The sequence below is a fragment of the Pseudarthrobacter sp. J47 genome, assembly GCF_049810315.1.
Classification (GTDB): Bacteria; Actinomycetota; Actinomycetes; order Actinomycetales; family Micrococcaceae; genus Arthrobacter.
Genome location: NZ_CP187358.1, coordinates 2093827 through 2115526 on the forward strand (window position 1 = coordinate 2093827; position 21700 = coordinate 2115526).

Here is a 21700-nt window from a genome sequence, read left to right on the forward strand (position 1 = left end):
GTATGGCGGTCAGTACGCCCGTCGGGGTAGGCCGACTGCGTCACACATCACATCTATGACGGCTGCATTAACGTCCTCGCCTCTTCCCGTGAAGAGGCGTACCTGTTCGACAGCCTGGTACAGCAACATTTCCAGCCCCGGGACCACTGTTCCGCCGCCGGCGCTCCAGGCACCGGCGATCCTGCTGGGCCAGGGGTCGTAGGCCACGTCCAGCAATACGCCGGGGGTGGCCGGTTGCAGCTGTTCCAGTTCGCCGGCCAGGCCGTCCGCCGCGCGGGGCGGAAGGGTGGAAATGACGACGTCGGCCCCAGCCACGGCCTGGGCAGCACCGGACAGCGGGCGTACGTCCAGGGAAATGCCCAGCGCCCCGGCGGCAGCCCGTGCGTCGGTTGCCCTGCCGGTGTCACGGACAAAGACCTGGACGGCGCGGGCACCCAATGCACTGAGGGCCGCTACTGCAGCTGCTGACGTTGCACCACCGCCGATGACCACAGCCTGCCCCGGTTCTCCTACTCCGGCGTACCGCACGGCGCTGACGATGCCCTCGACGTCAGTATTGTAGGCAATCCTGCGCGCATTACTGCCGGTGCCTTCGAACGCCACTGTGTTGACAACGCCCAGGACGTCGGCCACACCACGGACTTCGTGGACTTCGGCAATGACGGCTGTCTTCAGCGGCATGGTGACGGACAAGCCGCACCACGCCGGCTCAGCAGCCACCTGCTGCATTAGTGCGGGCAAGCCGGCTTCAGTGACGTCGATCGCCGAATAGTCGATGTCCTCGCCGAGCAGCGCATACGCCGCCCGGTGCATCGCCGGGGACTTGGAGTGGCTCACCGGATGCCCCAGTACAGCCGCGAGCCGACTCACGTGCAACGACCCGGGTTGGCTTGGCACCAGGCGTTGTACTCGTCCACGTAGCGGTTGTGCTCCGCCAGTGTGCTGGAGAACTTCGTCTCCTTGGAATCGAGGTTGATGGTTACCCAGTACAGGTAGTCGTTGCTGGCCGGCTTGGCCGCTGCGTCAATGGCCGTCTTGCCGGGCGAGCCGATGGGGCCTGGCGGCAGGCCCGGGTTGGCGTAGGTGTTGTAGGGGTTGGACTTGTCTGCCCGCTGTTCCTCCGTGAAGTTGAAGCTCTTGGTGCCCAGCCCATAGGTCACAGCGGAGTCCACCTGAAGATAACCGTTGGTCTCATCGTTGGGCTTCAGCCTGTTGTAAATTGCGCCGGCAACGTTGCCGTAGTCGGCCAGCCCGCCTTCAGCCTGCACGATGCTGGCCACAATAACGGCTTCATACTGCTTGGCGGGATCGGTGATCCCCTGCGCAACCAGTTCATTGACTGTGACGTCCACCAGCTCCTGGAGGATTTCTTTGGCCGGGGTGCCGATTTCGAACCGGTACTCCCCCGGCGCCAGGAAGCCTTCGAGGTTCTTCGCGGAAGCGGGCAGGCCAAACTGTGCGGGGCTGTTGCTTAAGGTCTCAAGATCGGAGAAGTTGACGCCTGCGCCGTCTGCGATCTGCGTCAGTGATTCGTTGATCCGCAGGCCTGCATTCAGGGCGAAGTACACCACTTTGGCGCCGGCTTCACCGGAAAGCACCTCGATGGCTCCGGCGTTGCTCATCTCTTCGCGGAAGGAGTACTCGCCGGGGCTCAGTGTCTTCCCTGAAGCGGCAAAGGCCCCCTCAAAGGTGCCGGCGTCGGCAATAACCCCGGCGTTTTCCAGCTTCGAGGCCAGGGAACGCGTGCCTTCTCCAGGATCCACTGCCACTTGCACTTCACCTGTGCCTGGGCCGGGGTAGTCGGAAATCTTGTCCATACCCAGCAGCGGCCGAAGGAACTGGACGCCGACGACGATCGCTGTCACGAATACCGCAAGGCTCAGGAAGAGGGCCAGCACGCGACGGCGGCGCCTCACCTTCCGTGACGGGGCTGCCACTGCCGCTGCGCCAAGGAAGGCCGGCTCAGCATGGTGCGCATCCTCATGGTGGGTGCCGTCGTGGTAGATCGCGTCGTGGTGCACTTCGCCGGCGTGTACCCCGTCAGGGTGCAAACCGTCAGGATGTACGCCGTCTGGATGTACGGGCTCGTAATGGGCGGGGTCGTAGTGGGAGGGCGCATAGTGCGCGTCCTCGGGCAGGGCGTGTCCCTGGTCCACATACTGGACGTGGTCCTGGTAGGCGGCCTCTTCGTGGCCGGCCTCGTGCGTGTACCCGGTGTGGGCAGGTTCAGGCACAGCAGAAGCCGGCGGTGCAGCCGGGAGCGGTGGGTGCGCGACGGCTGCCGCAGCAGCGGCGGCCTCCGCGGCCTGCGCGGCTTCGGCCTGTGCCTGCGCTTCCTCTTCGGCCGCCAACTCTGCTTCCAGGCGTGCACGTTCCCTGGCGCGGATCTCCTTGCGCGTCAGCTTAGCGGCGCCGTCATCCATATTTTCGGGGCTCATTCTTGCCCTCCCGTTCCTGAAGTCGGGCCCGCCACGGGCGCGTCGGACACGCGGACGCGATCCCCGACGTCGGCTCCGCGGGCTTTCTGGATATCGATGGCGTGCTGGAGGATTCCCGCAGCGGCCATCTGGTCCACCACCTGGCGGTGGTCCTTGCTGTTCATGCCGGCCTCGTGCAGCTTGCGGTGGGCTGTGACGCTGCTGAGCCGTTCGTCCACGAGGTGGACGGGAATGTCCAGGCCGCGGGACTGCAGTTCACGGACCAGCAGCTCCGCGTAATCGCCGGCCATGCGGGCAGAAGCGTGTTCCTCACCCTTCATGGTGCGCGGCAGTCCAACGATGATCTGGACCGCGCCGTGCTCTTCAGCCAGGCCGGCGAGGATCCGGACATCGATGTTCTTTTTGGCGTTCCGTTGCAGCGTCTTCAGCGGCGTGGCCAGGATCGAGTCCCTGTCGCAGATGGCCACTCCCACCCTGACCGTGCCGACGTCAACACCAAGCTTGACTCCCTGTGGAAAGCCAGCCTGATGGGGTGCAGCCGGAACGGACAACGTTTCCAAGCCTCCGTCAGCGTCCGCTGATGGAATTGACGACGGCGGTGAGGGCCTCGCCAACCTTGGAAGCGTCGGTGCCACCACCCTGGGCGACGTCGTCCTTGCCTCCGCCGCCTCCCCCGAGGATCCCTGCTGCGAGGCGGACCAGCGCTCCGGCCTTGACCCCTTCGGCACGGGCTGCCTCGTTGGTGGCCACCAGGATCACCGGGCGGTCGTTGCTCACACCGGCCACCGCAACGGCAGCGGCTTCGGAGCCGAGCCTGTTGCGCAGGTCCAGGGCCAGGCCGCGGAGGTCGTCCGCTCCCCCAACCTGACCGGCGTCGTGGGCGATCACCTTGACGCCGCCGGCGTCCTTGGCCGTCTCAGCGATCCGTACGGCTGCACCTGCGAGCTGTTCCTTCCGGAGCCGCTCCAGTTCCTTTTCCACGCTCTTGAGCTTGGTCAGGGTTGCAGCGATGCGGTCCGTCAGTTGTCCGGAGGGCACCTTCAACATTTCGGTCAGTTCCGTGACCAGTGCGCGCTCGGCGGCGAGGTGACGGAATGCTTCCATGCCCACGAACGCCTCGAGGCGGCGGTTTCCCGACCCTACGGACTGCTCTCCCAGGAGGGACAGGCTGCCGATCAGCGACGTGTTGGCCACGTGCGTACCACCACAGAGCTCACGTGACCAGGCGCCGTCGATCTCCACGACCCGGACTTCGCTGCCGTAGTTCTCGCCGAACAGCGCCATGGCTCCGAGCGCCTTGGCTTCGGCCAGCGCCATGACCTTGGTTTCCACCTGGTAGTTGTTGCGAATGGCCAGGTTGGAGACCTCTTCGATCTCCGAGCGGGTGGCAGTGCTCAGCCCCTCGCCCCAGGCGAAGTCGAAACGCAGGTAGCCGGCCTTGTTGAACGAGCCACGCTGGGTGGCCTCCGGGCCAAGGATCTGGTGGAGGGCGGCGTGCACAATGTGGGTGCCGGTGTGGGCCTGCTCGGCGGCATGCCGGCGTTCGCGGTCCACGGCGGCACGGACCATGGCGTCCGACGCGATCTCGCCTTCACGGACGATCGCCTTATGGACGCTGAGGCCCTTGACGGGGCGCTGCACATCGAGGACCTCGACGACGAACCCGTCACCGGTGATCAGGCCGGTATCCGCGGCCTGGCCGCCGGCCTCGGCGTAGAAGGGTGTCTCTGCCAGGACAAGTTCAATCTCGTCCCCGGTAGATGCCTGCTGGACCGGCCGGCCACCGCTGACGATGCCGCGTACCCGGGATTCGCCGTCGAGCTCGGTGTAGCCGGTGAACACAGTCTCACCCTGGGCCAGGAGCTCCTGGAAGGCGCTGACGTCCGCGTGGCCGCCCTTCTTGCCCTTGGCATCAGCCTGGGCACGCTGGCGCTGTTCGAGCATCAGGGAGCGGAAACCCTGTTCGTCGACCTTGAGGCCTGCCTCTTCTGCCATTTCGAGGGTGAGGTCGATCGGGAAACCGTAGGTGTCGTGCAGGGCAAAAGCGTCAGCGCCTGAGAGCGGCTGGCCGGCGGCCTTGGATTCCTTGACGGCGTCTTCGAGGCGGGCCGTGCCGGAGGCAATCGTGCGCAGGAACGCCTTTTCTTCGGCGTAGGCGATGCGGCTGATCCGGGCGAAGTCCGTTTCGACGACCGGGTAGACGCCCTTCATGGCGTCACGCGAGGCCGGGAGCAGGTGCGGCAGGCAGGCCTCCTCCACGCCAAGCAGCCGCATGGAGCGGACAGCACGGCGGATCAACCGGCGCAGCACGTAGCCGCGGCCTTCGTTGGAGGGGGTAACGCCGTCAGCGATGAGCATCAGGGCCGAGCGGATGTGGTCGCCCACAACGCGCATCCGGACGTCGTCCGTGTGGTGCGGGTCCTCGGGGGTCTCGGCCGAGGTGTATTCCCTGCCGGAAAGTTCTGCGGCCTTGTCGATCACGGGACGGACCTGGTCGGTCTCGTACATGTTCTCCACGCCCTGCAGGATCATGGCGAGGCGTTCCATGCCCAGGCCGGTGTCGATGTTGCGCTTGGGCAGTTCACCCACAACGTCGAAGTCTTCCTTGGAGCGGACGTTCTCGATCTGGTACTGCATGAACACCAGGTTCCAGATCTCGATGTAGCGGGTCTCGTCAGCGAGCGGGCCGCCCTCGACGCCGTAAGCCGGGCCGCGGTCGTAATAGATCTCGGAGCAGGGGCCAGCGGGTCCGGGCTGGCCGGTGTGCCAATAGTTGTCCGACTTGCCCATCTTCTGGATGCGCGCTCAGCGGGCACTCCGGTGTTCTTCAGCCAGAGTTCCTTGGCTTCGTCATCCTCTTCGTAGACGGTCACCCACAGGAGTTCCGGCGGCAGGCCGTAGCCGCCGTCGTCAACGCTTGTGGTGAGCAGCTCCCACGCGAACTTGATGGCGTCTTCCTTGAAGTAGTCTCCGAAGGAGAAGTTGCCGCACATCTGGAAGAACGTCCCGTGGCGGGCAGTTTTGCCGACTTCCTCGATGTCGCCGGTGCGGATGCACTTCTGGACGCTGGTGGCCCGTGAGTAGGGCGCTTCCTCGCGGGCAGTCAGGTACGGGATGAACGGCACCATGCCGGCGACGGTGAACAGCAGGGAGGGATCGCTGGAGACCAGCGACGCCGAAGGCACGGCGGTGTGGCCCTTGCTGACAAAAAAGTCGATCCAGCGCTTGGTGATCTCCTGCGACTTCATGAGCTGATTACTTACCCTTCTAGGTTCACGCGTGGTGCCGCGCGAGCATGTTTCTAACTGAGGAACCCTGCTCGGGTTCCGGAATTCCCTTGCCGGCAGATCAGCCGCGGACGGAATCCTGCGAATCGACGCCAAGGGCGGAACGGAGCTCGCCTTCGCGCTGGCTCATGCCCGTACGGACGGCGTCGGCGAATTCAAAGAGGCCATCGGCAATCCTGCCGGCTGCCCTGTTGAGCCCTTCGGGACCAAGCGTGGTGCGGGTTTCATTAATTTTACGGACTGCGATGACGCCGATGGCGACGCCTATGCCCATCCAGATAATTCTTTTCATTGCGGATCCTCCGGGGAAGTCTCAGCGGCTGCGACGGCCGGCGGCAGGTTTCTTGCGGTTCCCCAGGGCGGAGCGGACTCCGTAGCTGAACGCCGCCACCTTGATCAGCGGCGAACCCACGGTGGCCGCCACCAGGGAGGACAGCGCAGACAGGTTGGCCGAAGCGTCGGAGACGTTGGCGGCGATGCCGTCAACCTTCTTCAGCTGCTGGTTAGTGGTGGTGACCGTTGCGGTGACCTCGTCCATCAGCGGTGTGGCGCCGTCGCTGAGCGAACGGATGGAGGTCCGGACCTCATCCAGGACCCGGCCCAGCTTCAGGATGGGTACAGCGAGCAGCAGTACCAGGAGCGCAAATACTCCGGCCGCGATCAGGCCGGCAATATCGCCACCAGACATAAACGTTCTTCTCCTTGAGTCCTGGGTGTAGCTGGTCATTCCCCGCGGGCGGATTAATCCGCCTTCGAAGTTGTCCCCCAAGTACCTTACATACAAAGAAGCCCGCGGCGCTTGCCACGGGCTTCTTTGTAGACGCTGCTAATGCTTAGCGTGCGTAGAATTCGACGACGAGCTGCTCTTCGCAGGTCACCGGAATCTCGGAGCGCTTGGGGCGGCGCACGAGGCGTGCCTGCAGGGCTTCGAGCTTGACGTCCAGGTAAGCCGGAACTGCAGGCAGGACATCGCGGTGTGCACCGGCTGCAGCAACCTGCAGCGGGGCCATGGTCTCGCTGCGGCTGTGGACGTGCACAAGCTGGCCTTCGCCGACGCGGAAGGACGGGCGGTCCACGCGGACGCCGTCAACCATGATGTGGCGGTGGACAACCAGCTGGCGGGCCTGGGCGATGGTGCGGGCGAAGCCTGCACGCAGCACGAGGGCGTCAAGACGCATCTCGAGCAGTTCGATCAGGTTTTCACCGGTGAGGCCCTTGGTGCGGCGGGCTTCTTCGAAGGCACGGGTCATCTGTGCTTCGCGGATACCGTACTGGGCGCGCAGACGCTGCTTTTCGCGCAGACGTACGGCGTAGTCGGAATCCTGCTTCTTGCGGGCACGGCCATGCTCACCGGGGCCGTACGGACGGCGCTCCATGTACTTGGCGGCCTTGGGGGTCAGAGCAATGCCGAGTGCGCGCGAAAGGCGTGCGGTACGGCGAGCACGAGTGTTGTTAGCCACTTGTGTCCTTCCAATATCTGCGGTGTGTCAGTGTTACTGGCCTCCACGATGGGAGAGCATCGGCCAACCGCTGCCTTTTGCTACTGGGCACTGGGCATACGTCCACCACTGTTTCCGGAGTTATCTTCCGGTGGAAGTGGGGAAATGTGCGCCTGTGCCTTGCCAGACAAGGATCTATCCTACCATGTTGGCTACTTGCCGCGGATGATCCTGCGGAGCCGTTCCAGCCTGGGGGCGATCTCCCGTTCAGCGCCGTTGGACGTGGGCGTGTAATAGTCCTTGCCCACCAGGTCATCCGGCGGGTACTGCTGCGGAGCCACTCCATGGGGCGAGTCGTGTGAATAAACATAACCCTTGCCGTGGCCCAGTTGCTTGGCACCCGGGTAGTGCGCGTCCCGCAGGTGGGCGGGGATACCTGTGCCAAGCCCGGCGCGGACGTCCGCCACCGCCTTGTTCAGCCCCATGTAGGCGGCGTTGGACTTGGGTGCCGTGGCAAGGTGCACCACGGCCTCCGCCAGGATGATCCGGCCTTCCGGCATGCCGATCAGCTGCACCGCCTGGGCGGCCGCTACCGCCGTTTGCAGGGCCGTGGGGTCAGCCATCCCTACATCTTCGGACGCCGAGGTCACCAGCCTGCGGGCGATGAACCGGGCATCCTCCCCGGCCTCAAGCATCCGCGCGAGGTAGTGCAGGGACGCGTCAACGTCAGAGCCACGGATGGACTTGATGAAGGCGCTGATGACGTCGTAGTGCTGGTCCCCCGCGCGGTCATACCGGACGGCGGCGGCGTCGACGGCCTGCTCGGTGTGGCGCAACTGCAGCCGCATCCGCCCGCCGTCGGACTTTTCCTCTGCCGGATCCCCGAACGCCACCCCGGCAGCAGCCTCCAAGGCAGTCAGGGCACGGCGGGCGTCTCCCCCGGCCAACCGCACCAGGTGCTCCAGGGCATCATCGTCCAGGACCACGGAACCGTTGAAGCCGCGTTCATGGTCGACTGCCCGCAGGATCAGCCCTTCGATGTCATTATCCGTCAGGGGCCGCAGCGTCAGCAGCAGCAACGACCGCGACAGCAGCGGGGAGACCACCGAGAAGGAAGGGTTCTCAGTGGTGGCCGCAACCAGTACCACCCAGCGGTTTTCGACGCCGGGCAGCAGGCCGTCCTGCTGGGCCTTGTTAAAGCGGTGGATTTCGTCCAGGAACAGGACCGTGGTGGTTTTGTACAGGTCCCTGGCGGTCAGGGCCTCGTCCATAACGCGGCGGACGTCCTTCACCCCGGCAGTGATGGCCGACAGTTCAACGAACTTCCGGCCCTTTCCACGGGCAATAACATGCGCCAGCGTGGTTTTACCGGTCCCGGGGGGACCCCACAGAATCACCGAGCTGGGCCCCGCGGGCCCGCCGGCGCTGCTGCCCTCCGCCAGCTGGCGCAACGGTGAACCCTGGCCCAGCAGGTGCTGTTGCCCTACCACTTCATCCAGGCTCCGCGGCCGCATGAGGACGGCCAGCGGTCCGCGCTGGGTGGAACCCGGAGCACTCGCCGCGCCGCGCCCGGCTTTTTGCGTCAGCCGCCCCGTCAGCCGCTCGATCAGCGCTGTCCGCGTCGTCGCTGTCCGCGTCCGAGGTAAAGAGATCATCCACACAGCTAGGCTACTCATAGCTACCAACAAAGGAGGCATCGGGTGGACCAGCCTGCAAGCCGTACCGCGTTCGTCGCGGGGCACCGGTTGGCCGGATGGACCGAACGCTTCGCTGCCAGCCACGGCCCACTGACGGAAGTTCCCGACGACGGCGGGCTGCTTCTGCGCGCCGCCGACGGCGCCACCGCGCTCCTGCGCGCGCCGTGGCCTGCGGATGGACGGCCCGGAACCGGAGCGGATCCGCTGGAACGGCTGGCGTCGCTCGCCTCGCAGGAACGCAGCTTTGGCCTGATCCTGGTCCGGCGCGGCGGGTACGCAGTCGGCGCCGGCCGTGCAGGCCGGCTGCTGGCGTCAAAGACCGGCAGCAGGTACGTCCAGTCCCGCACGGCGGCCGGCGGCCAATCCCAAAGCAGGTTTGCCCGGCGCCGGGGCAACCAGACGGAAGCGCTTGCCGAATCAGCGGCGGAACAGGCAGCAAAAATATTCGCCGCCCACCCGGTTGAATATTTGGTTCCCGGGGGCGACAAAGCCCTGGTGGACCAGGTGCTGGCGCAGCCGGTACTCAAGGGCGTCGCGTCACGGGCACGGCTTGATTTCCTGGACGTGCCTGACCCGAAGGCAACGGTCCTGGCCAAGGCCGCGACCGATGCCTGCTCCGTACGCATCCTGGTGACCGACCCGCCGTCGTAGGCTTTCCGGGTTATCCACAGGCGGGCCTCCCCTGGGCGACGGCAGCCTCCTTTCCTTCCTAGACTCGGCTCAGACCACGGAGCCGTACCAGGCTCCTCCAGCCTTCCGGGGGAACTCATGAAATCCAAACGCCTGCTGCCCGTCGCCGCACTGACGGCCTTCCTGTTTATTGGCACCGCCTGCACGGACGGCGGATTCCTGGACCAGACCCGCCTCACGTTCCGTGCCGTGGACAATGAGCTGACGCAGACGCCGGCATCAGCCATCAGCTTTGGCAACCTCACCGTCAGCGGCGACGAAGTGATGGCCACGGCCGCCGGTGGGGCAGGCGGCCTGTCCATCGACAGGCTGGTGCACTCCGCGGACTCCGGCCGCTCCTGGGCCACCGCCCGGTTCGACGGCCAGGAAGATCCCCGCGGCAGGGTCGCCATGCTGGCCCGGAGCACTGACGCGTGGATGGTGCTGGTCAGCCGCAACAGTGAACTGATCCCCTTCCTGAGTGCCGACGGAAAGGACTTCCGGCAGGCCGGTGACGGGTTTGCCGTGCCCCCGGGCGGGTCGCCGTTGGAATTCTCCTTCGTCCGCGATGAGTGGACCGTGTTGACCGGCGGCAAGGGCGCCGAAGGACTGCGGCTTCAGGTTTTCCGCAGCAAGGACGGTACCGCGTGGACAGAGACTGCCAGTCCTCCCGGACTCCCGTACGGAAATCCGGGCCTGAACATCGTTTCCGGCGCGGCGGGAGACAACACACTGCTCCTGGCAGGGCAGTCCGAGGCGGAGCACCCCCAGGGCGGCACCAGGATCCGGGCAGCAGCCTTTGCTTCTGAGGACGGCGGCCTGAGCTGGACGGATGTCTCCCCCGATGCCTCCGGAATTGCCCCCTACAACGACGGGCTCCGCTCAGCGGCGTGGGACGGACAGCGCTTCCGGCTCAGCGGTTTCGGCTGGCCGGAGACCAACCAGGGTATCGAGCCGCAAGGGCTCCAGGCTTCATGGGCGCCAGGACAGTCATGGGACATGGCCATGGATCCGTCCTGGGCCGCCGGCACAACATACTTCCCCTCCGGCTCCACGGCCAGTGCCTCGGCTACCTTCCAGGTGGCCAGCCAGTTCATTGGCGACAATGGCATTGGCTCTTCCCGGCTGCTGATCCAGCAGCCGGGCCAACCTTGGAAAGTAGTGCCGTTGCCGCCCGAAGCGCCCAAGAACCATGCCTCGATCCAGGACACGGCTGTGGTTTCCGACGGCGCGCTCGCCGCTGCGTCAGTCACCGACAAGGGAAATACGCAGGAAAAGATCTGGCACGTGGATCCTGCCGGAACCATCACGGACAGGACTCCGGTGCTGCCAAAAATGCCGTCCGGCCCCATCCGCGTGGCCGGCATCGCCGCAGCGGAAGGCGGCATCAAGGTGTTCGGCAATTCCGGCAGCCAGCCAGCCATCTGGGAATCCGACGGCGGACGCGACTTTTCCGATGTCACCACCTTGACGCCGGACGGCAACCAGAACCTGCGGGGCTTCCACAGCGCCCACCGGAGCGACATCGTTTTTGGAACGGACGTCTCCCAGAGCAATGCGCGCTCGGTGATCTGGAGCCGGCGCGACGGCGGTAAGTGGGAGGCATTCTCCGGCGACGTCTTCAGCGGCAGGACTTCCGGCAGCACCCCCATCCAGGCCGCACTGGTCACGGATACCGGGTTCGTTGTTGCGGGCCAATCCTTCAGCTCCGAAGACGGCGGGGGCAGTGCCGCAGTGGCCGTTTCAACAGACGGCAAGGCCTGGGACCGGGTGGAGGACCCTTCCTTCGCCGGCAGCATCGAAAACAGCCGCAGCATCGAAGCCCTCGTCCGGACCACCGCCGGAACCACCCTCGCCGGCGGCTACGTGGAAACGGCCCGCAAGAACGCCCCGACTGTCTGGATGTCCCAGGACCACCAGGGCTGGACACCCGTCACGTTGGAGTTACCGGCCGGCCAGGACGACGCCCGCGTTGCCAGCCTGACCACCGGCCCGGCAGGGGTAGTGGCCATAGTGGGTGCCTATCAGCCAGGAACGGGGCACGTGTACACGGCATACGTGAGCACCGATGAGGGAAAGACCTGGACACCGGGAACAACACTCCCGGCCCCCGCCGAGGGGCAAAGCATGGCAGAACCGCACGTCACGGCAACGGAAAACGGCTACGTGCTGCTGGCCACCCACGGCGCGCCCGGGCAACACAAGGCCTGATGATGGTCAGCAGCAATGGCAAGGACTTCACGGCCAAAGACATCAACCATGGCGCACTCAATGCGCAGGACCTGGCTCTGAGCGACATCGAGGCCGTCAACGGAAAGATCCTGGTGGCCGGTCTCTCGGGGCCGATCGAATCCCGGAAGTCGTTCGCGTTCGAAGTGGACGTGCCCATCCTGGAACCCTGATCCGGCCCCGAACCCTGGGCGGTGTTCTTTGCCTCACCGGTGTTTTTTGCCTCAGCGGTCTTTGCCTCAGCAGCCGCCGGGCGCCCTTTTCAAGGGAGCCTGGCGGTACAGGTAGCGGCCACGTTCACTGAACCCGAACTTCCTGTACAGCGCCTGCGCGCCCGGGTTGCCGGCGGTCACCAGCAGCCAGAATCCTTCCAGGCCCAACCGGCGCCCTTCCCCCAGGAGGGCAGTAACAACCGCCGACGCGTACCCGTTCCTGCGGTGCCGGCGGTCCGTAGCCATCGCATACAGGCCACCCCAGCCGGCACCCTCCGGAACAGCAAGACGTCCGACGGCGGCAGCACCGCCGTCGTGGTTCCTCACCAGAACGTACACGGAGGGACAGCCCTGCAGGATGCCGCGGGCAACCTCCAGTTCGGAGTCGCCGCCGCGCCCGTCCACCTCCCACCACAGGCGCAGCCACTCTTCAGAGGGTGAGCCGGAAACTTCCACGGCGGAGACTCCTGGGCCGGTGTGGGCCTGCACGGGATCATCGGCTGCTGCATCCTTGACCATGATCAGGGTTTCGGACTGCCTGGTGAACCGTTGTTCATCCAGCAGCGCATTGAGGCCCGAGCTTCGTTCGTCGTCAAACACCTGGAAGATCAGCGGAAGCCGTTGCCGCCGGTACCATTGCCCGGCGTCGCGCAATGCATCGGCCGGAGCGTCGGCCTCGCGCCGCGGCCACACCGAGTTGGCCCGCTGGGTCACTCCCCCGGCAGCACGCAGTACCCACGTTCCGGTGTCCTCCCGGACCGTGGCCGGCCAGGCCTGGTCCATGAGGTCTTCGATGAGTTCAAGGTCCACTGCGGCTTTACCGGACATGGCGCTCCTTTAACGAAAGCAAAACTCCCCGGGCCGCCGGAGGCAGCACGGGGAGTCCTGGATGAAACGGTTATTCGGAAGGCGTTTCCGGCTTCGCGGCCGGCTTGGCTTCGGGCTTGAAGTCAACGCCTGCTTCCTTGCGCTGCTGCGGGGTGATCGGTGCCGGCGCTGCCGTCAGGGGATCGTAGCCGCCGCCGGACTTCGGGAACGCGATGACGTCGCGGATGGATTCAACGCCGGCCATCAGTGACACCACGCGGTCCCAGCCAAAGGCGATGCCGCCGTGCGGCGGGGCGCCGAACTTGAAGCCCTCCAGCAGGAAGCCGAACTTGGTCTGCGCGTCTTCCCTGGACAGGCCCATCAGCTCAAAGACCCGCTCCTGCACATCGCGCTGGTGGATACGGATGGATCCGCCGCCGATTTCGTTGCCGTTGCACACGATGTCGTAGGCGTAGGACAGCGCCGACTCGGGGTCCTTATCGAAGGTGTCCATGAATTCGGGCTTCGGCGAGGTGAAGGCGTGGTGCACGGCCGTCCACTGCCCTGCGCCAACTGCCACATCGCCGGATGCAACAGCGGCGGCTGCGGGCTCGAACATAGGGGCGTCAACCACCCAGCAGAAGGCCCAGTCGTTGGGGTCGATCAGGCCGGTGCGGTGCCCGATCTCCACGCGGGCGGCGCCCAGCAGGGCACGGGCTGCGGTTTTCTCGCCGGCCGCGAAGAAGATGCAGTCACCGGCCTTGGCACCAACGGCGTCAGCCAGGCCGGCGCGCTCCATCTCCGTGAGGTTCTTGGCCACGGGCCCGGCAAGCTCGCCGTCTTCCTTGAACAGGACATAGGCAAGGCCCTTGTGGCCGCGCTGCTTGGCGAACTCCTGCCAGCCGTCCAGCGTGCGGCGGGGCTGGGACGCGCCTCCGGGCATCACCACGGCGCGCCAACATACGGGGCCTTGAAGACGCCGAAGTTGGTGTCCTTGAAGAAATCAGTGAGTTCCGTGAGCTCCACGCCAAAGCGGAGGTCCGGCTTGTCCGAACCAAACCGGGCCATGGCATCGGCATAGGTGATCCGCTGGATCGGCGTGGGGATCTCCACGTCGATCAGCTTCCAGAGTGCCTTCACGATGTTCTCGCCCAGGGCAATGATGTCGTCCTGGTCCACAAAGCTGGCTTCGATGTCCAGCTGGGTGAACTCCGGCTGGCGGTCCGCACGGAAATCCTCGTCACGGTAGCAACGGGCAATCTGGTAATACTTCTCGAAGCCGCCCACCTGGAGGAGCTGCTTGAACAGCTGCGGGGACTGCGGCAGGGCGTACCAGGAGCCGGGGGCGAGGCGGGCGGGTACCAGGAAGTCACGGGCACCCTCAGGGGTGGACCTGGTCAGCGTGGGGGTTTCGATCTCCACGAAACCGTCCTGGTGCAGCAGCTCGCGCGCAACCCGGTTTGCCTCCGAACGCAGGCGAAGGTTGCGGGCAGGGCCCGGGCGGCGCAGGTCCAGGTAGCGGTGCTTGAGGCGGGCTTCCTCGCCCACCTCAACGTGCTCGTCAATCTGGAACGGCAGCGGATCCGAGGTGTTCAGGATGGTGACTTCCTCGGCAATGACCTCGACCTCACCGGTGGCCAGCGCCGGGTTCTCGTTGCCTTCGGGCCGCTGGGACACGGTTCCGGTGACCTGCAGGACGTATTCATTGCGCAGCCCGTGGAAGACTTCCTCTTCGCGGACCACAACCTGTGCAACGCCCGAGGCATCACGAAGGTCCACGAACGCCACCCCGCCATGGTCACGGCGGCGGCCCACCCAGCCGGCCAGGGTTACGGTCTGTCCAATATGCTCGGAACGAAGCGATCCAAGGTCATGTGTGCGCAGCACAGAATGCCTTCCTGAAGGAAAAGTAAAAGATATATAGGATCGTTCCCGGAACGATCCCGTTCGAGTTTACCCGTTGGAAAGGTCCGTCCCCAGCCATGACCGAGCATCAGCAGCTCAAGCGGACGCTCGGCGTCTTTGACGCGTCCGCCATTGGCCTGGGCTCCATGCTGGGCGCCGGCGTTTTTGTGGTCTTCGCCCCGGCCTCGTCCTTGGCCGGCCAGTACCTGATTCTCGCGGTCCTGATTGCCGGCGCCGTGGCGTACTGCAACGCCGTGGCCTCCGCCGTCCTGGCTGCCAGGTACCCGGCCAGTGGCGGCACCTACGTTTACGGGCGCAAACAGCTGGGTGAGTGGCCCGGATTCCTCGCCGGTTGGGGATTCGTCACCGGCAAGACCGCCTCCTGCGCCGCCATGGCGCTCACCTTCGGCCACTACATTGCCCCGGGCTGGGCCATCCCGCTGGCCGTTGCGGCAGTCCTGGCGCTGACCGGCGTCAACCTTCTGGGGATAACCCGCACAGCACTGCTGACCCGCATCCTGCTGGTGGTGGTGCTGGCCACCCTGCTGTTCGTGGCATTGCTGCAGTTATTGGACCCCACCCCGACGGCGGAGAAACAGCGGCTGCTGCGGCAGGCGGCGCCGCAGGCATCCTGCCGGCAGCGGGGCTGATGTTCTTTGCCTTCGCCGGGTACGCCCGCATCGCCACCCTCGGTGAAGAGGTCAGGAATCCGGAACGCACCATCCCCAGGGCCATCCTCGCAGCCCTGGCAGCCGCCTTTGCCATCTATGTGACCCTGGCGCTGCTGCTGCAGGGGCATTTGCCGCCCGCCGTCCTCAGCACGTCCACTTCCCCGCTGCTGGATGCCGTCAGGTTCTCCGCGCTGGAACAGGGCACGGCGCTGGTGCAGATCGGCGCAGCCGCCGCCTGCCTGGGAGCGCTCCTGGCCCTGGTCACCGGCGTCGGCCGGACGGCCATGGCCATGGCCCGGGAAGGTGACCTGCCCCGCCCGCTGGCCCGGATTGGCGGTTCCCACCCGGTACCGTTCGTTGCCGAACTCACAGTCTGCGCCGCCGTCGTCATCCTGTTGCTCACCGCGGACGTGATGACTGTTGTGGGCTTTTCCAGCTTTGGGGTGCTGCTGTACTACGCCGTAGCCAATGCCGCCGCGTTTACCCTTCCGGCGCATCCGGCGTTCGCTCCAAAGTGGCTCAATGCGGCGGGCTTCGTTGCCTGCCTGCTGCTGGCCGTCACCCTCCCGCTGACCTCGGTACTGGTGATGCTGGGCGTGCTGGCCGTTGGTGTCGCCGGTCGGTTTGTGGTTCTCGCGCGGCGGTCCCGGACAACTCCACGCAGCTAGGAATTCCTGCTGTTCCGGGCCTTTTCCCGACCCCCTACACGTGCCCGATTCCCGGTGCTACGGTGAAATAACGGACTGATTCACAAGGTCAGCTTTCACAGTGTGGCACTGTCCGCACGGGAGGGAGTTCGTCATGGCTGAACGAGGAAACACCACCCATGGTCCGGGTCTGGACGACAAAATGAAGCAGGAAACGCAGAAGGTCGTCCAAGGCAACCAGCCGGCGCACGCCGAGCAATGGCGCGAAGCCGAACCGTTCCCGGATGACACCGATCCGGAGGAGGTCCAGCAGGCGCTGAAGCCGCCGGCTGAGCAGGGACAGGCACGGGATCAGAAGTCCGGGGAGTCTGGACAATGACACAGAATCTGAAGGAATTTGCCGATCTCTACCGCCGTCAGGGTCCCTGGTGCACAGTGTTTGTCGACGCCGGCACGGGCACCGTGGACTCTTTGGCCGCCGCTGATGTGCGCCCACAGAACGTCCGTGCCCAACTGGAGTCCGGGGGCGCCGGCCGCGAGGATGTGGACGCTGTAGAAGCGGCGCTGCAACGGGCCACCGGGCAACCATCGCCGGTGGCCCAGTTTATTCTTGCCCGGCAGGGGACGGTTGAAATCAGTGAAGTCCTGCCGGGCGTTCGGGCCCAACCGGAACAGGTCTCCGTGGGGCCTGTCCCGGACCTGACCCCGTTGGCCAGGAGCAGGCCGGAGAGTTTTCCCTACGTCGTTGCCGAGGTGGGCAGGGGTGATGCGGAGGTAAGGCTGCATTATGCCTCCAGCGATTCCCGCGCCGCCGCCGAAGAGGTCCGCGAAGTCCAGGGATCCACGGAAAACCTCAGCAAGTTTCCTGGTGGCGGATGGGCGCAGTACGGCTACCAGCACCGGACGGAGGAGGTCTGGCGGAAAAACGCTGACGAGGTGGCAGCTGCCATCGACCGGCTGGCCACCGACAGCCGGGCCCGGATGATTGTCCTTGCCGGCGACGTCCGTGCCCGCTCCATGGTGCAGGACCAGCTGTCGAAGGCGGGCCAGGCGCTCGTGGAACACGTGGAGTCCCACACCCACACCGGCGGCGACAATCCTGAAGACCTGAGGGACAGGGTCAGCAGCCTTGTGGCGGAAAAATGGGCCACCGGGCAGCAGGAGATCCTGGACCGGCTCGCCATGCAGGAAGGCCAGGACAACCCGGAGTCGGCAACCGGGCCAGGTGCCGTGGTCAGCGCCCTCCAGCAGGCCCAGGTGGACGTCCTGATTTTCGACGCCGACGCTCTGTCCGGGCGCACGTTCCTGGCGTTGGGTGCCGAGCCCTGGATTGCCGCAGCCGAGGGGGAATCCCTGGGCGCTGAAGTCCTGGGCAAGGTTGCCGGACCTGCCGCCCTGCTCAGGGCAGCTGCCCTTACAGACGCCGGAGTACTCCTGGTGCCCGGTGCTGCCCTCCCGGACGGCGTGGACGTGGCAGCGCTGCTGCGCTGGCCAACCGGCCCCGGGGTTCCGGCGTCGTCCTGAGCCCTGCTGTTACGTGGTGACCTGGACGTTCAGGTCCTCCGACGGCGGCATCCAGGCCGAGGGGTCCGCATCCGACTGTTCGCCGGAACGGATGTCCTTGACCTGGTGCTTGCCGTCGTCGTCCGTAAACCAGACAAAGGGGATCCCGCGGCGGTCCGCAAACTTGATCTGCTTGCCGAACTTCTCGGCCTTGGCGGCCACCTCGGTGGCGACCCCCCGGCTGCGGAGCTGGGCCGCGACGTCCTGCGCGGCACTCCAGGAATCGTCGCTGGTGAGCGCCACCAGGACGGCTGTGGGCACCGAGCGCGAGGCCCTGGCGAAGTCCTGGCTGAGGATCCGCGAGACCAGGCGTGTGACGCCAATGGACAGGCCGACTCCGGGGAACTTGCGGTTGCCTTTTGATGCCAGGGCGTCATACCGGCCGCCGGAGCAAATGGACCCCAGCTGCTCGTGGCCCACCAGGACCGTCTCCACCACGGTGCCTGTGTAGTAGTCCAGCCCGCGGGCAATGCTGAGGTCTGCAACCACCTTGCCCGGAGCACGCTGCACGGCCGCTTCAATAACCTGCTCGAGCTCGCTGAGCCCTTCTTCCAGCAGCGGGTCCGTGACGCCCAGCGCCCGCACCTGCGCAACGAAGGAAGTATCTTCTGTCCGGATACCCGCGAGCTTCAGCGCCAGTTCCGCCTGTTCAGCGCTGGCGCCCAGCTCGCTTTGCAGGAGTTCAGAAACCCGGGCCGGGCCGATCTTTTCCAGTTTGTCGATGCTGCGCAGAACCCCTGCGGTGTCCTCCAGCCCAACACCCCGGTAAAAACCTTCGGCCAGCTTGCGGTTGTTGATGCGCAGCCGGAACTCCGGGATGGGAAGTGCGCTGAGGGCTTCGGCAATCACCAGGGCAATTTCGACGTCGTAACGGAAGGGCAGTTCGCCGTCGCCCACTACATCGATGTCAGCCTGCGTAAATTCGCGGGCGCGGCCTTCCTGCGGCCGTTCCCCGCGCCATACCTTTTGGATCTGGTAGCGCCGGAACGGGAAGGCGAGGTAGCCCGCGTTCTCCACCACGTACCTGGCGAAAGGCACCGTGAGGTCGAAGTGCAGGGCCAGGGCGTTGGGATCGTGGCGGGCGCCGCCGTCGCTGTTGTTGCCCTCGTCGTCCTGGAGGCGGCTGAGCCCGTAAACCTCTTTGTCGATCTCGCCTTTGCGCAGCAACTGGCCCACTGTTTCCACGGCGCGCGTCTCAATCGAACCAAAGCCGTGGAGCTCAAAGACGCGGCGCAGCGTATCCAGCACATGCAGCTCCACCAGCCGCTCCTCGGGAAGCCACTCGGGGAATCCGGACAGGGAGGCGGTGCGTGCCATGGTGGAATTTCTCCTCAGGTGTTGGCTGCTGGGACTTTGCCCGGTATTGGACCCGAAACGACTCAGGAACCGCGGCTGCCCGGCTTGTCATGCATAAACTATGTGCGGCAGTCAGTTTATGCTTTCGCCGCCGCAGTCCCTAACAGGCAGTCCGTCCCGCAGGCCGGACCCGAGCCCGCGGGGCCACGGCCCGAAAAGTCACGATTGCCTTCGAACGCACCGCCGGTCCCTGCTTTGGGGCGCCGGTGGTCCAACCTGAGGAGGACCCTTGGCGGCCAGCCCACGCAGCTCTCGCGATGCGAAACGGCGGATCCAGCAGATGGAGGCGAAACGCGAACTCCGCAAGGACCAGGAACAGCGGCGCAGGCGGGACAACTTCATCGCCGGTGGCGCCGGCGTCGCAGTCGTTGTCCTGGCCGTTGTCCTCCAGCTGACTGTCTTCTCGGGGAACCCGACGGAAGACGAATTCGCCGCAGCTGAGGCCGGGCTCACCAGCCCGTCCGCAACAGCCAGCCCAACGCCAAGCGCAACCGAGGGCACGAACAGCCCCTCCGTCCCGCCGGCAGACGTGGCAGCGGGCAAGACTTTCAGCGGCAGCCTGGTCCTGAACGGCTCGCCGGTGGGCGTTGAACTGGACGGTACTGCCGCTCCCCAGGCCGCCGCCGTCTTCAAGACACTCAGTGACGAAGGCTTCTACAACGGCAAGAGCTGCCACCGGCTCACTACCGCCGATTCCTTCGGCGTGCTCCAGTGCGGCTCCGCGGACGGCACGGGCGCCGGGAACCCCGACTACACCTGGGGCCCGCTGGAGAACACGCCCGGCGACAACACGTATCCGGCCGGCACCATCGCCGTGGCACGCACGGGCAACAACGCTTACGGCAACGGCACGCAGTTCTTCATCGTGTACAAGGACACGCAGATTCCGGCTGATTCGGCCGGCGGCTACACGGTGGTCGGCAAGGTCACTTCCGGCCTGGAAGCCGTGACGGCGATTGCCGCCGCGGGCATCACGCCGGGCGGCAGTGAGACAGACGGCGCACCCGCGCAGGCAGTCACGATAGACTCGTTTTCTCTGAACGAGTAACGCCTGCCCCGTAGGCGGCAGTGCGAAAGCAGTTGGAAGCAGTTTCCTCCAAGCGAAAGATTTTTAGCGGTGACAGACAGTCAGAAATCCGACGAAACGGCAGTAGAAGCCACCCAGGACACGCCGGAGCAGGCAACCGCCGTTCCAGATAATGCAGAGGCGGCAGCAACACCAGCGTCCGCATCTGGTCCCGAGGCTCCGGCATCCGCGGCTGCGCCCGCCGCCCCCAAGCCGCATCCGGCAGTCCCCTCTCCTGCTGCTTTCGCCTCACGGCCCAAGCCCGCGGCCGCCGCTCCTGCAGCAAGCGCGGCTCCCGTCCTGCCGGCAACCTCGGCGGCAGAAGCAGCGAAGTGGGGCCGCGTCGAGGGCGACGGCAACGTTTTCCTGAAGATCGACGGCGACGAGCACCCCGTGGGCCAGTACCCGGGGGTCAGTGACGACGAAGCACTGGCCTACTTTGCCCGGAAGTTTGACGACGTCCTGGCACAGATCGTCCTCCTGGAGCAGCGCGTCAGTTCCAAGGCGCCGAGCACCGATATGCAGAAGACGGTCACCCACCTCCGTGAACAGCTTGCGGAGAAGAACATGGTGGGAGACCTCCGTTCCGCCGAGGCCCGGCTGGATGCCCTGACGGGTCAGATTGCCGAACTGGAACGCACCGAAAAGGCCGAGCATGAAGCGGTCCGGACTGCGGAACTGGCGGCCCGCGAGGCGATCGTTGCCGAAGCGGAATCCATCGCCGGAGCAGATCCCGCCCACGTGCAGTGGAAAAACGTCCAGCGCACGGATGAACGAACTGTTCGAAACGTGGAAGGCCGCCCAGAAGAGCGGCATCCGCCTTGGACGCAGCAACGAGGAAGCCCTGTGGAAGAGGTTCCGCGCTGCGCGCACCGTCTTTGACCGGCACCGCCGGGCATACTTCTCCCAACTGGACAGCAACAATGCTGCAGCGAAGTCTGCCAAGGAAAAGCTCATCGCCGAGGCTGAATCGCTCTCGACCTCCACCGAGTGGGGATACGCCGCCGGCGAATACCGCCGCCTCATGGACGAATGGAAGGCATCACCGCGGGCCAGCCGCAAGGACGACGACGCCCTGTGGGCCCGCTTCCGCGCGGCCCAGGACGCTTTCTTCACTGCACGCCAGGCGGCCAATGACGAAATCGACCAGGAGTACTCGGCCAACCTGACCGTCAAGGAAGCACTCCTGGCTGAAGCCAACGCCATTCTTCCGGTCAAGGATATTGCCGCGGCCAAGAAGCAGCTGCAGTCCATCCAGGACCGCTGGGAAGAGGCCGGCAAGGTGCCGCGGGCAGACATGGGCCGCATCGAAGCCGGGCTGCGCCGGGTCGAGGATGCGGTGCGCCAGGCCGAAGACGAGAAATGGCAGCGCTCCAACCCTGAGACCAAGGCGCGTACCAACAGCGCACTGTCACAATTGGAGGCTGCTATTGCCGGCCTGAAGGAAGATCTGGCCACGGCCGAGAAGGCCGGTGACGATCGCAAGATCAAGGCAGCCCGGGAGGCCCTGGAAGCCCGTCAGGCCTGGCTGGACCAGCTTCAGCGTTCGGCCAGCGAACTCTCCTGACGCCGAACAGGCCCCGACCCGGTTATCCACATAACCGGGTCGGGGCCTGTTCCGTTTAAGCCGGCCACGGGAGGATTGCTGAATGGCATTGATCTCCCCTCCCCCGCCGGCATCCACGCGGGAACCGCTACCTGCGGTGCAGTGTAT

Annotated in this window: 15 protein-coding genes and 4 pseudogenes; 8 read left to right on the forward strand and 11 right to left on the reverse strand. The window is 65.7% G+C overall.

From position 1 onward, the window contains the following. Nucleotides 1-9: 9 nt before the first annotated feature. From ACPJW8_RS09520 to ACPJW8_RS09555, 8 genes and pseudogenes are all read right to left on the reverse strand, one after another. Nucleotides 10-870 (reverse strand): shikimate dehydrogenase, encoded by an 861-nt coding sequence (locus ACPJW8_RS09520; RefSeq protein WP_330188386.1) that lies wholly within the window; start codon nucleotides 868-870, stop codon nucleotides 10-12. After that, the gene (mltG, locus tag ACPJW8_RS09525; RefSeq protein ID WP_330188387.1) at nucleotides 867-2438 is read right to left on the reverse strand and encodes an endolytic transglycosylase MltG; all 1572 of its coding nucleotides are present in this window, start codon (nucleotides 2436-2438) and stop codon (nucleotides 867-869) included. The genes ACPJW8_RS09520 and mltG overlap by 4 nt, the downstream gene beginning before the upstream one ends. Continuing rightward, the gene (ruvX, locus tag ACPJW8_RS09530; protein WP_330188515.1) at nucleotides 2435-2989 is read right to left on the reverse strand and encodes a Holliday junction resolvase RuvX; all 555 of its coding nucleotides are present in this window, start codon (nucleotides 2987-2989) and stop codon (nucleotides 2435-2437) included. The genes mltG and ruvX overlap by 4 nt, the downstream gene beginning before the upstream one ends. Before the next feature lie 16 nt (nucleotides 2990-3005). Then, a pseudogene (alaS, locus tag ACPJW8_RS09535) lies at nucleotides 3006-5686 on the reverse strand (alanine--tRNA ligase). A gap of 100 nt (nucleotides 5687-5786) precedes the next feature. Next, the gene (locus ACPJW8_RS09540) at nucleotides 5787-6017 is read right to left on the reverse strand and encodes a hypothetical protein (protein WP_330188389.1); all 231 of its coding nucleotides are present in this window, start codon (nucleotides 6015-6017) and stop codon (nucleotides 5787-5789) included. Nucleotides 6018-6038: 21 nt separating this feature from the next. Next, complete coding sequence (locus ACPJW8_RS09545) at nucleotides 6039-6413, reverse strand: DUF948 domain-containing protein (protein WP_330188390.1); 375 nt, start codon at nucleotides 6411-6413, stop codon at nucleotides 6039-6041. 145 nt (nucleotides 6414-6558) lie between these two features. Beyond that, nucleotides 6559-7185 (reverse strand): 30S ribosomal protein S4, encoded by a 627-nt coding sequence (gene rpsD / locus ACPJW8_RS09550; RefSeq protein ID WP_330188391.1) that lies wholly within the window; start codon nucleotides 7183-7185, stop codon nucleotides 6559-6561. Between the two features lie 191 nt (nucleotides 7186-7376). Continuing rightward, nucleotides 7377-8678: a replication-associated recombination protein A gene (locus ACPJW8_RS09555; RefSeq protein WP_425256471.1), complete on the reverse strand. Its 1302-nt coding sequence runs from the start codon at nucleotides 8676-8678 to the stop codon at nucleotides 7377-7379. A gap of 186 nt (nucleotides 8679-8864) precedes the next feature. On the opposite strand from ACPJW8_RS09555, the gene ACPJW8_RS09560 reads away from it, so the two are divergent. The 3 genes from ACPJW8_RS09560 to ACPJW8_RS09570 all read left to right on the forward strand — a co-directional run bounded on the left by ACPJW8_RS09560 (nucleotide 8865) and on the right by ACPJW8_RS09570 (nucleotide 11932). Next, on the forward strand, nucleotides 8865-9512 hold the full coding sequence (locus ACPJW8_RS09560; RefSeq protein ID WP_330188393.1) for an acVLRF1 family peptidyl-tRNA hydrolase: 648 nt from the start codon (nucleotides 8865-8867) through the stop codon (nucleotides 9510-9512). A gap of 117 nt (nucleotides 9513-9629) precedes the next feature. Beyond that, nucleotides 9630-11741: a sialidase family protein gene (locus tag ACPJW8_RS09565; RefSeq protein ID WP_425256313.1), complete on the forward strand. Its 2112-nt coding sequence runs from the start codon at nucleotides 9630-9632 to the stop codon at nucleotides 11739-11741. Continuing rightward, nucleotides 11741-11932: a hypothetical protein gene (locus tag ACPJW8_RS09570; protein ID WP_425256314.1), complete on the forward strand. Its 192-nt coding sequence runs from the start codon at nucleotides 11741-11743 to the stop codon at nucleotides 11930-11932. Before ACPJW8_RS09565 ends, ACPJW8_RS09570 begins: the two co-directional genes overlap by 1 nt. Before the next feature lie 66 nt (nucleotides 11933-11998). Here ACPJW8_RS09570 and ACPJW8_RS09575 read toward each other — a convergent pair whose 3' ends face one another. Both ACPJW8_RS09575 and aspS read right to left on the reverse strand, forming a co-directional pair. Then, entirely contained in the window at nucleotides 11999-12799 is an 801-nt protein-coding gene (locus tag ACPJW8_RS09575; RefSeq protein WP_330188395.1) for a GNAT family N-acetyltransferase, read from the reverse strand. Between the two features lie 70 nt (nucleotides 12800-12869). Continuing rightward, nucleotides 12870-14665 (reverse strand): annotated as a pseudogene (aspS, locus tag ACPJW8_RS09580) (aspartate--tRNA ligase). 95 nt (nucleotides 14666-14760) lie between these two features. On the opposite strand from aspS, the pseudogene ACPJW8_RS09585 reads away from it, so the two are divergent. The 3 genes and pseudogenes from ACPJW8_RS09585 (at nucleotide 14761) to ACPJW8_RS09595 (ending at nucleotide 17525) form a co-directional block, all read left to right on the forward strand. Continuing rightward, a pseudogene (locus ACPJW8_RS09585) lies at nucleotides 14761-16022 on the forward strand (APC family permease). Nucleotides 16023-16155: 133 nt separating this feature from the next. Beyond that, the gene (locus ACPJW8_RS09590; protein ID WP_330188398.1) at nucleotides 16156-16380 is read left to right on the forward strand and encodes a hypothetical protein; all 225 of its coding nucleotides are present in this window, start codon (nucleotides 16156-16158) and stop codon (nucleotides 16378-16380) included. Then, complete coding sequence (locus tag ACPJW8_RS09595; RefSeq protein ID WP_330188399.1) at nucleotides 16377-17525, forward strand: Vms1/Ankzf1 family peptidyl-tRNA hydrolase; 1149 nt, start codon at nucleotides 16377-16379, stop codon at nucleotides 17523-17525. The genes ACPJW8_RS09590 and ACPJW8_RS09595 overlap by 4 nt, the downstream gene beginning before the upstream one ends. Before the next feature lie 9 nt (nucleotides 17526-17534). Here the strand turns inward: ACPJW8_RS09595 and hisS are convergent, their stop codons facing one another. After that, nucleotides 17535-18881, reverse strand: coding sequence for a histidine--tRNA ligase (gene hisS / locus ACPJW8_RS09600; protein WP_330188400.1), 1347 nt, complete (start codon nucleotides 18879-18881; stop codon nucleotides 17535-17537). Between the two features lie 268 nt (nucleotides 18882-19149). Between hisS and ACPJW8_RS09605 the strand changes: the two genes are divergently transcribed. After that, nucleotides 19150-19968, forward strand: a complete 819-nt coding sequence (locus ACPJW8_RS09605) for a peptidylprolyl isomerase (RefSeq protein ID WP_330188401.1) — start codon at nucleotides 19150-19152, stop codon at nucleotides 19966-19968. A gap of 69 nt (nucleotides 19969-20037) precedes the next feature. Beyond that, nucleotides 20038-21553: pseudogene (locus ACPJW8_RS09610) on the forward strand (DUF349 domain-containing protein). Nucleotides 21554-21700: the final 147 nt, after the last annotated feature.

Bases quoted from the DNA above. Each gene is read 5' to 3' on its own strand.
- ACPJW8_RS09540 (WP_330188389.1), bottom strand. From the start codon at position 6,017: ATGAAAAGAATTATCTGGATGGGCATAGGCGTCGCCATCGGCGTCATC.
- ACPJW8_RS09565 (WP_425256313.1), top strand. From the start codon at position 9,630: ATGAAATCCAAACGCCTGCTGCCCGTCGCCGCACTGACGGCCTTCCTG.
- ACPJW8_RS09545 (WP_330188390.1), bottom strand. From the start codon at position 6,413: ATGTCTGGTGGCGATATTGCCGGCCTGATCGCGGCCGGAGTATTTGCG.
- ACPJW8_RS09595 (WP_330188399.1), top strand. From the start codon at position 16,377: ATGACACAGAATCTGAAGGAATTTGCCGATCTCTACCGCCGTCAGGGT.
- ACPJW8_RS09555 (WP_425256471.1), bottom strand. From the start codon at position 8,678: ATGCGGCCGCGGAGCCTGGATGAAGTGGTAGGGCAACAGCACCTGCTG.
- ACPJW8_RS09590 (WP_330188398.1), top strand. From the start codon at position 16,156: ATGGCTGAACGAGGAAACACCACCCATGGTCCGGGTCTGGACGACAAA.
- hisS (WP_330188400.1), bottom strand. From the start codon at position 18,881: ATGGCACGCACCGCCTCCCTGTCCGGATTCCCCGAGTGGCTTCCCGAG.
- mltG (WP_330188387.1), bottom strand. From the start codon at position 2,438: ATGAGCCCCGAAAATATGGATGACGGCGCCGCTAAGCTGACGCGCAAG.
- ACPJW8_RS09570 (WP_425256314.1), top strand. From the start codon at position 11,741: ATGATGGTCAGCAGCAATGGCAAGGACTTCACGGCCAAAGACATCAAC.
- ACPJW8_RS09575 (WP_330188395.1), bottom strand. From the start codon at position 12,799: ATGTCCGGTAAAGCCGCAGTGGACCTTGAACTCATCGAAGACCTCATG.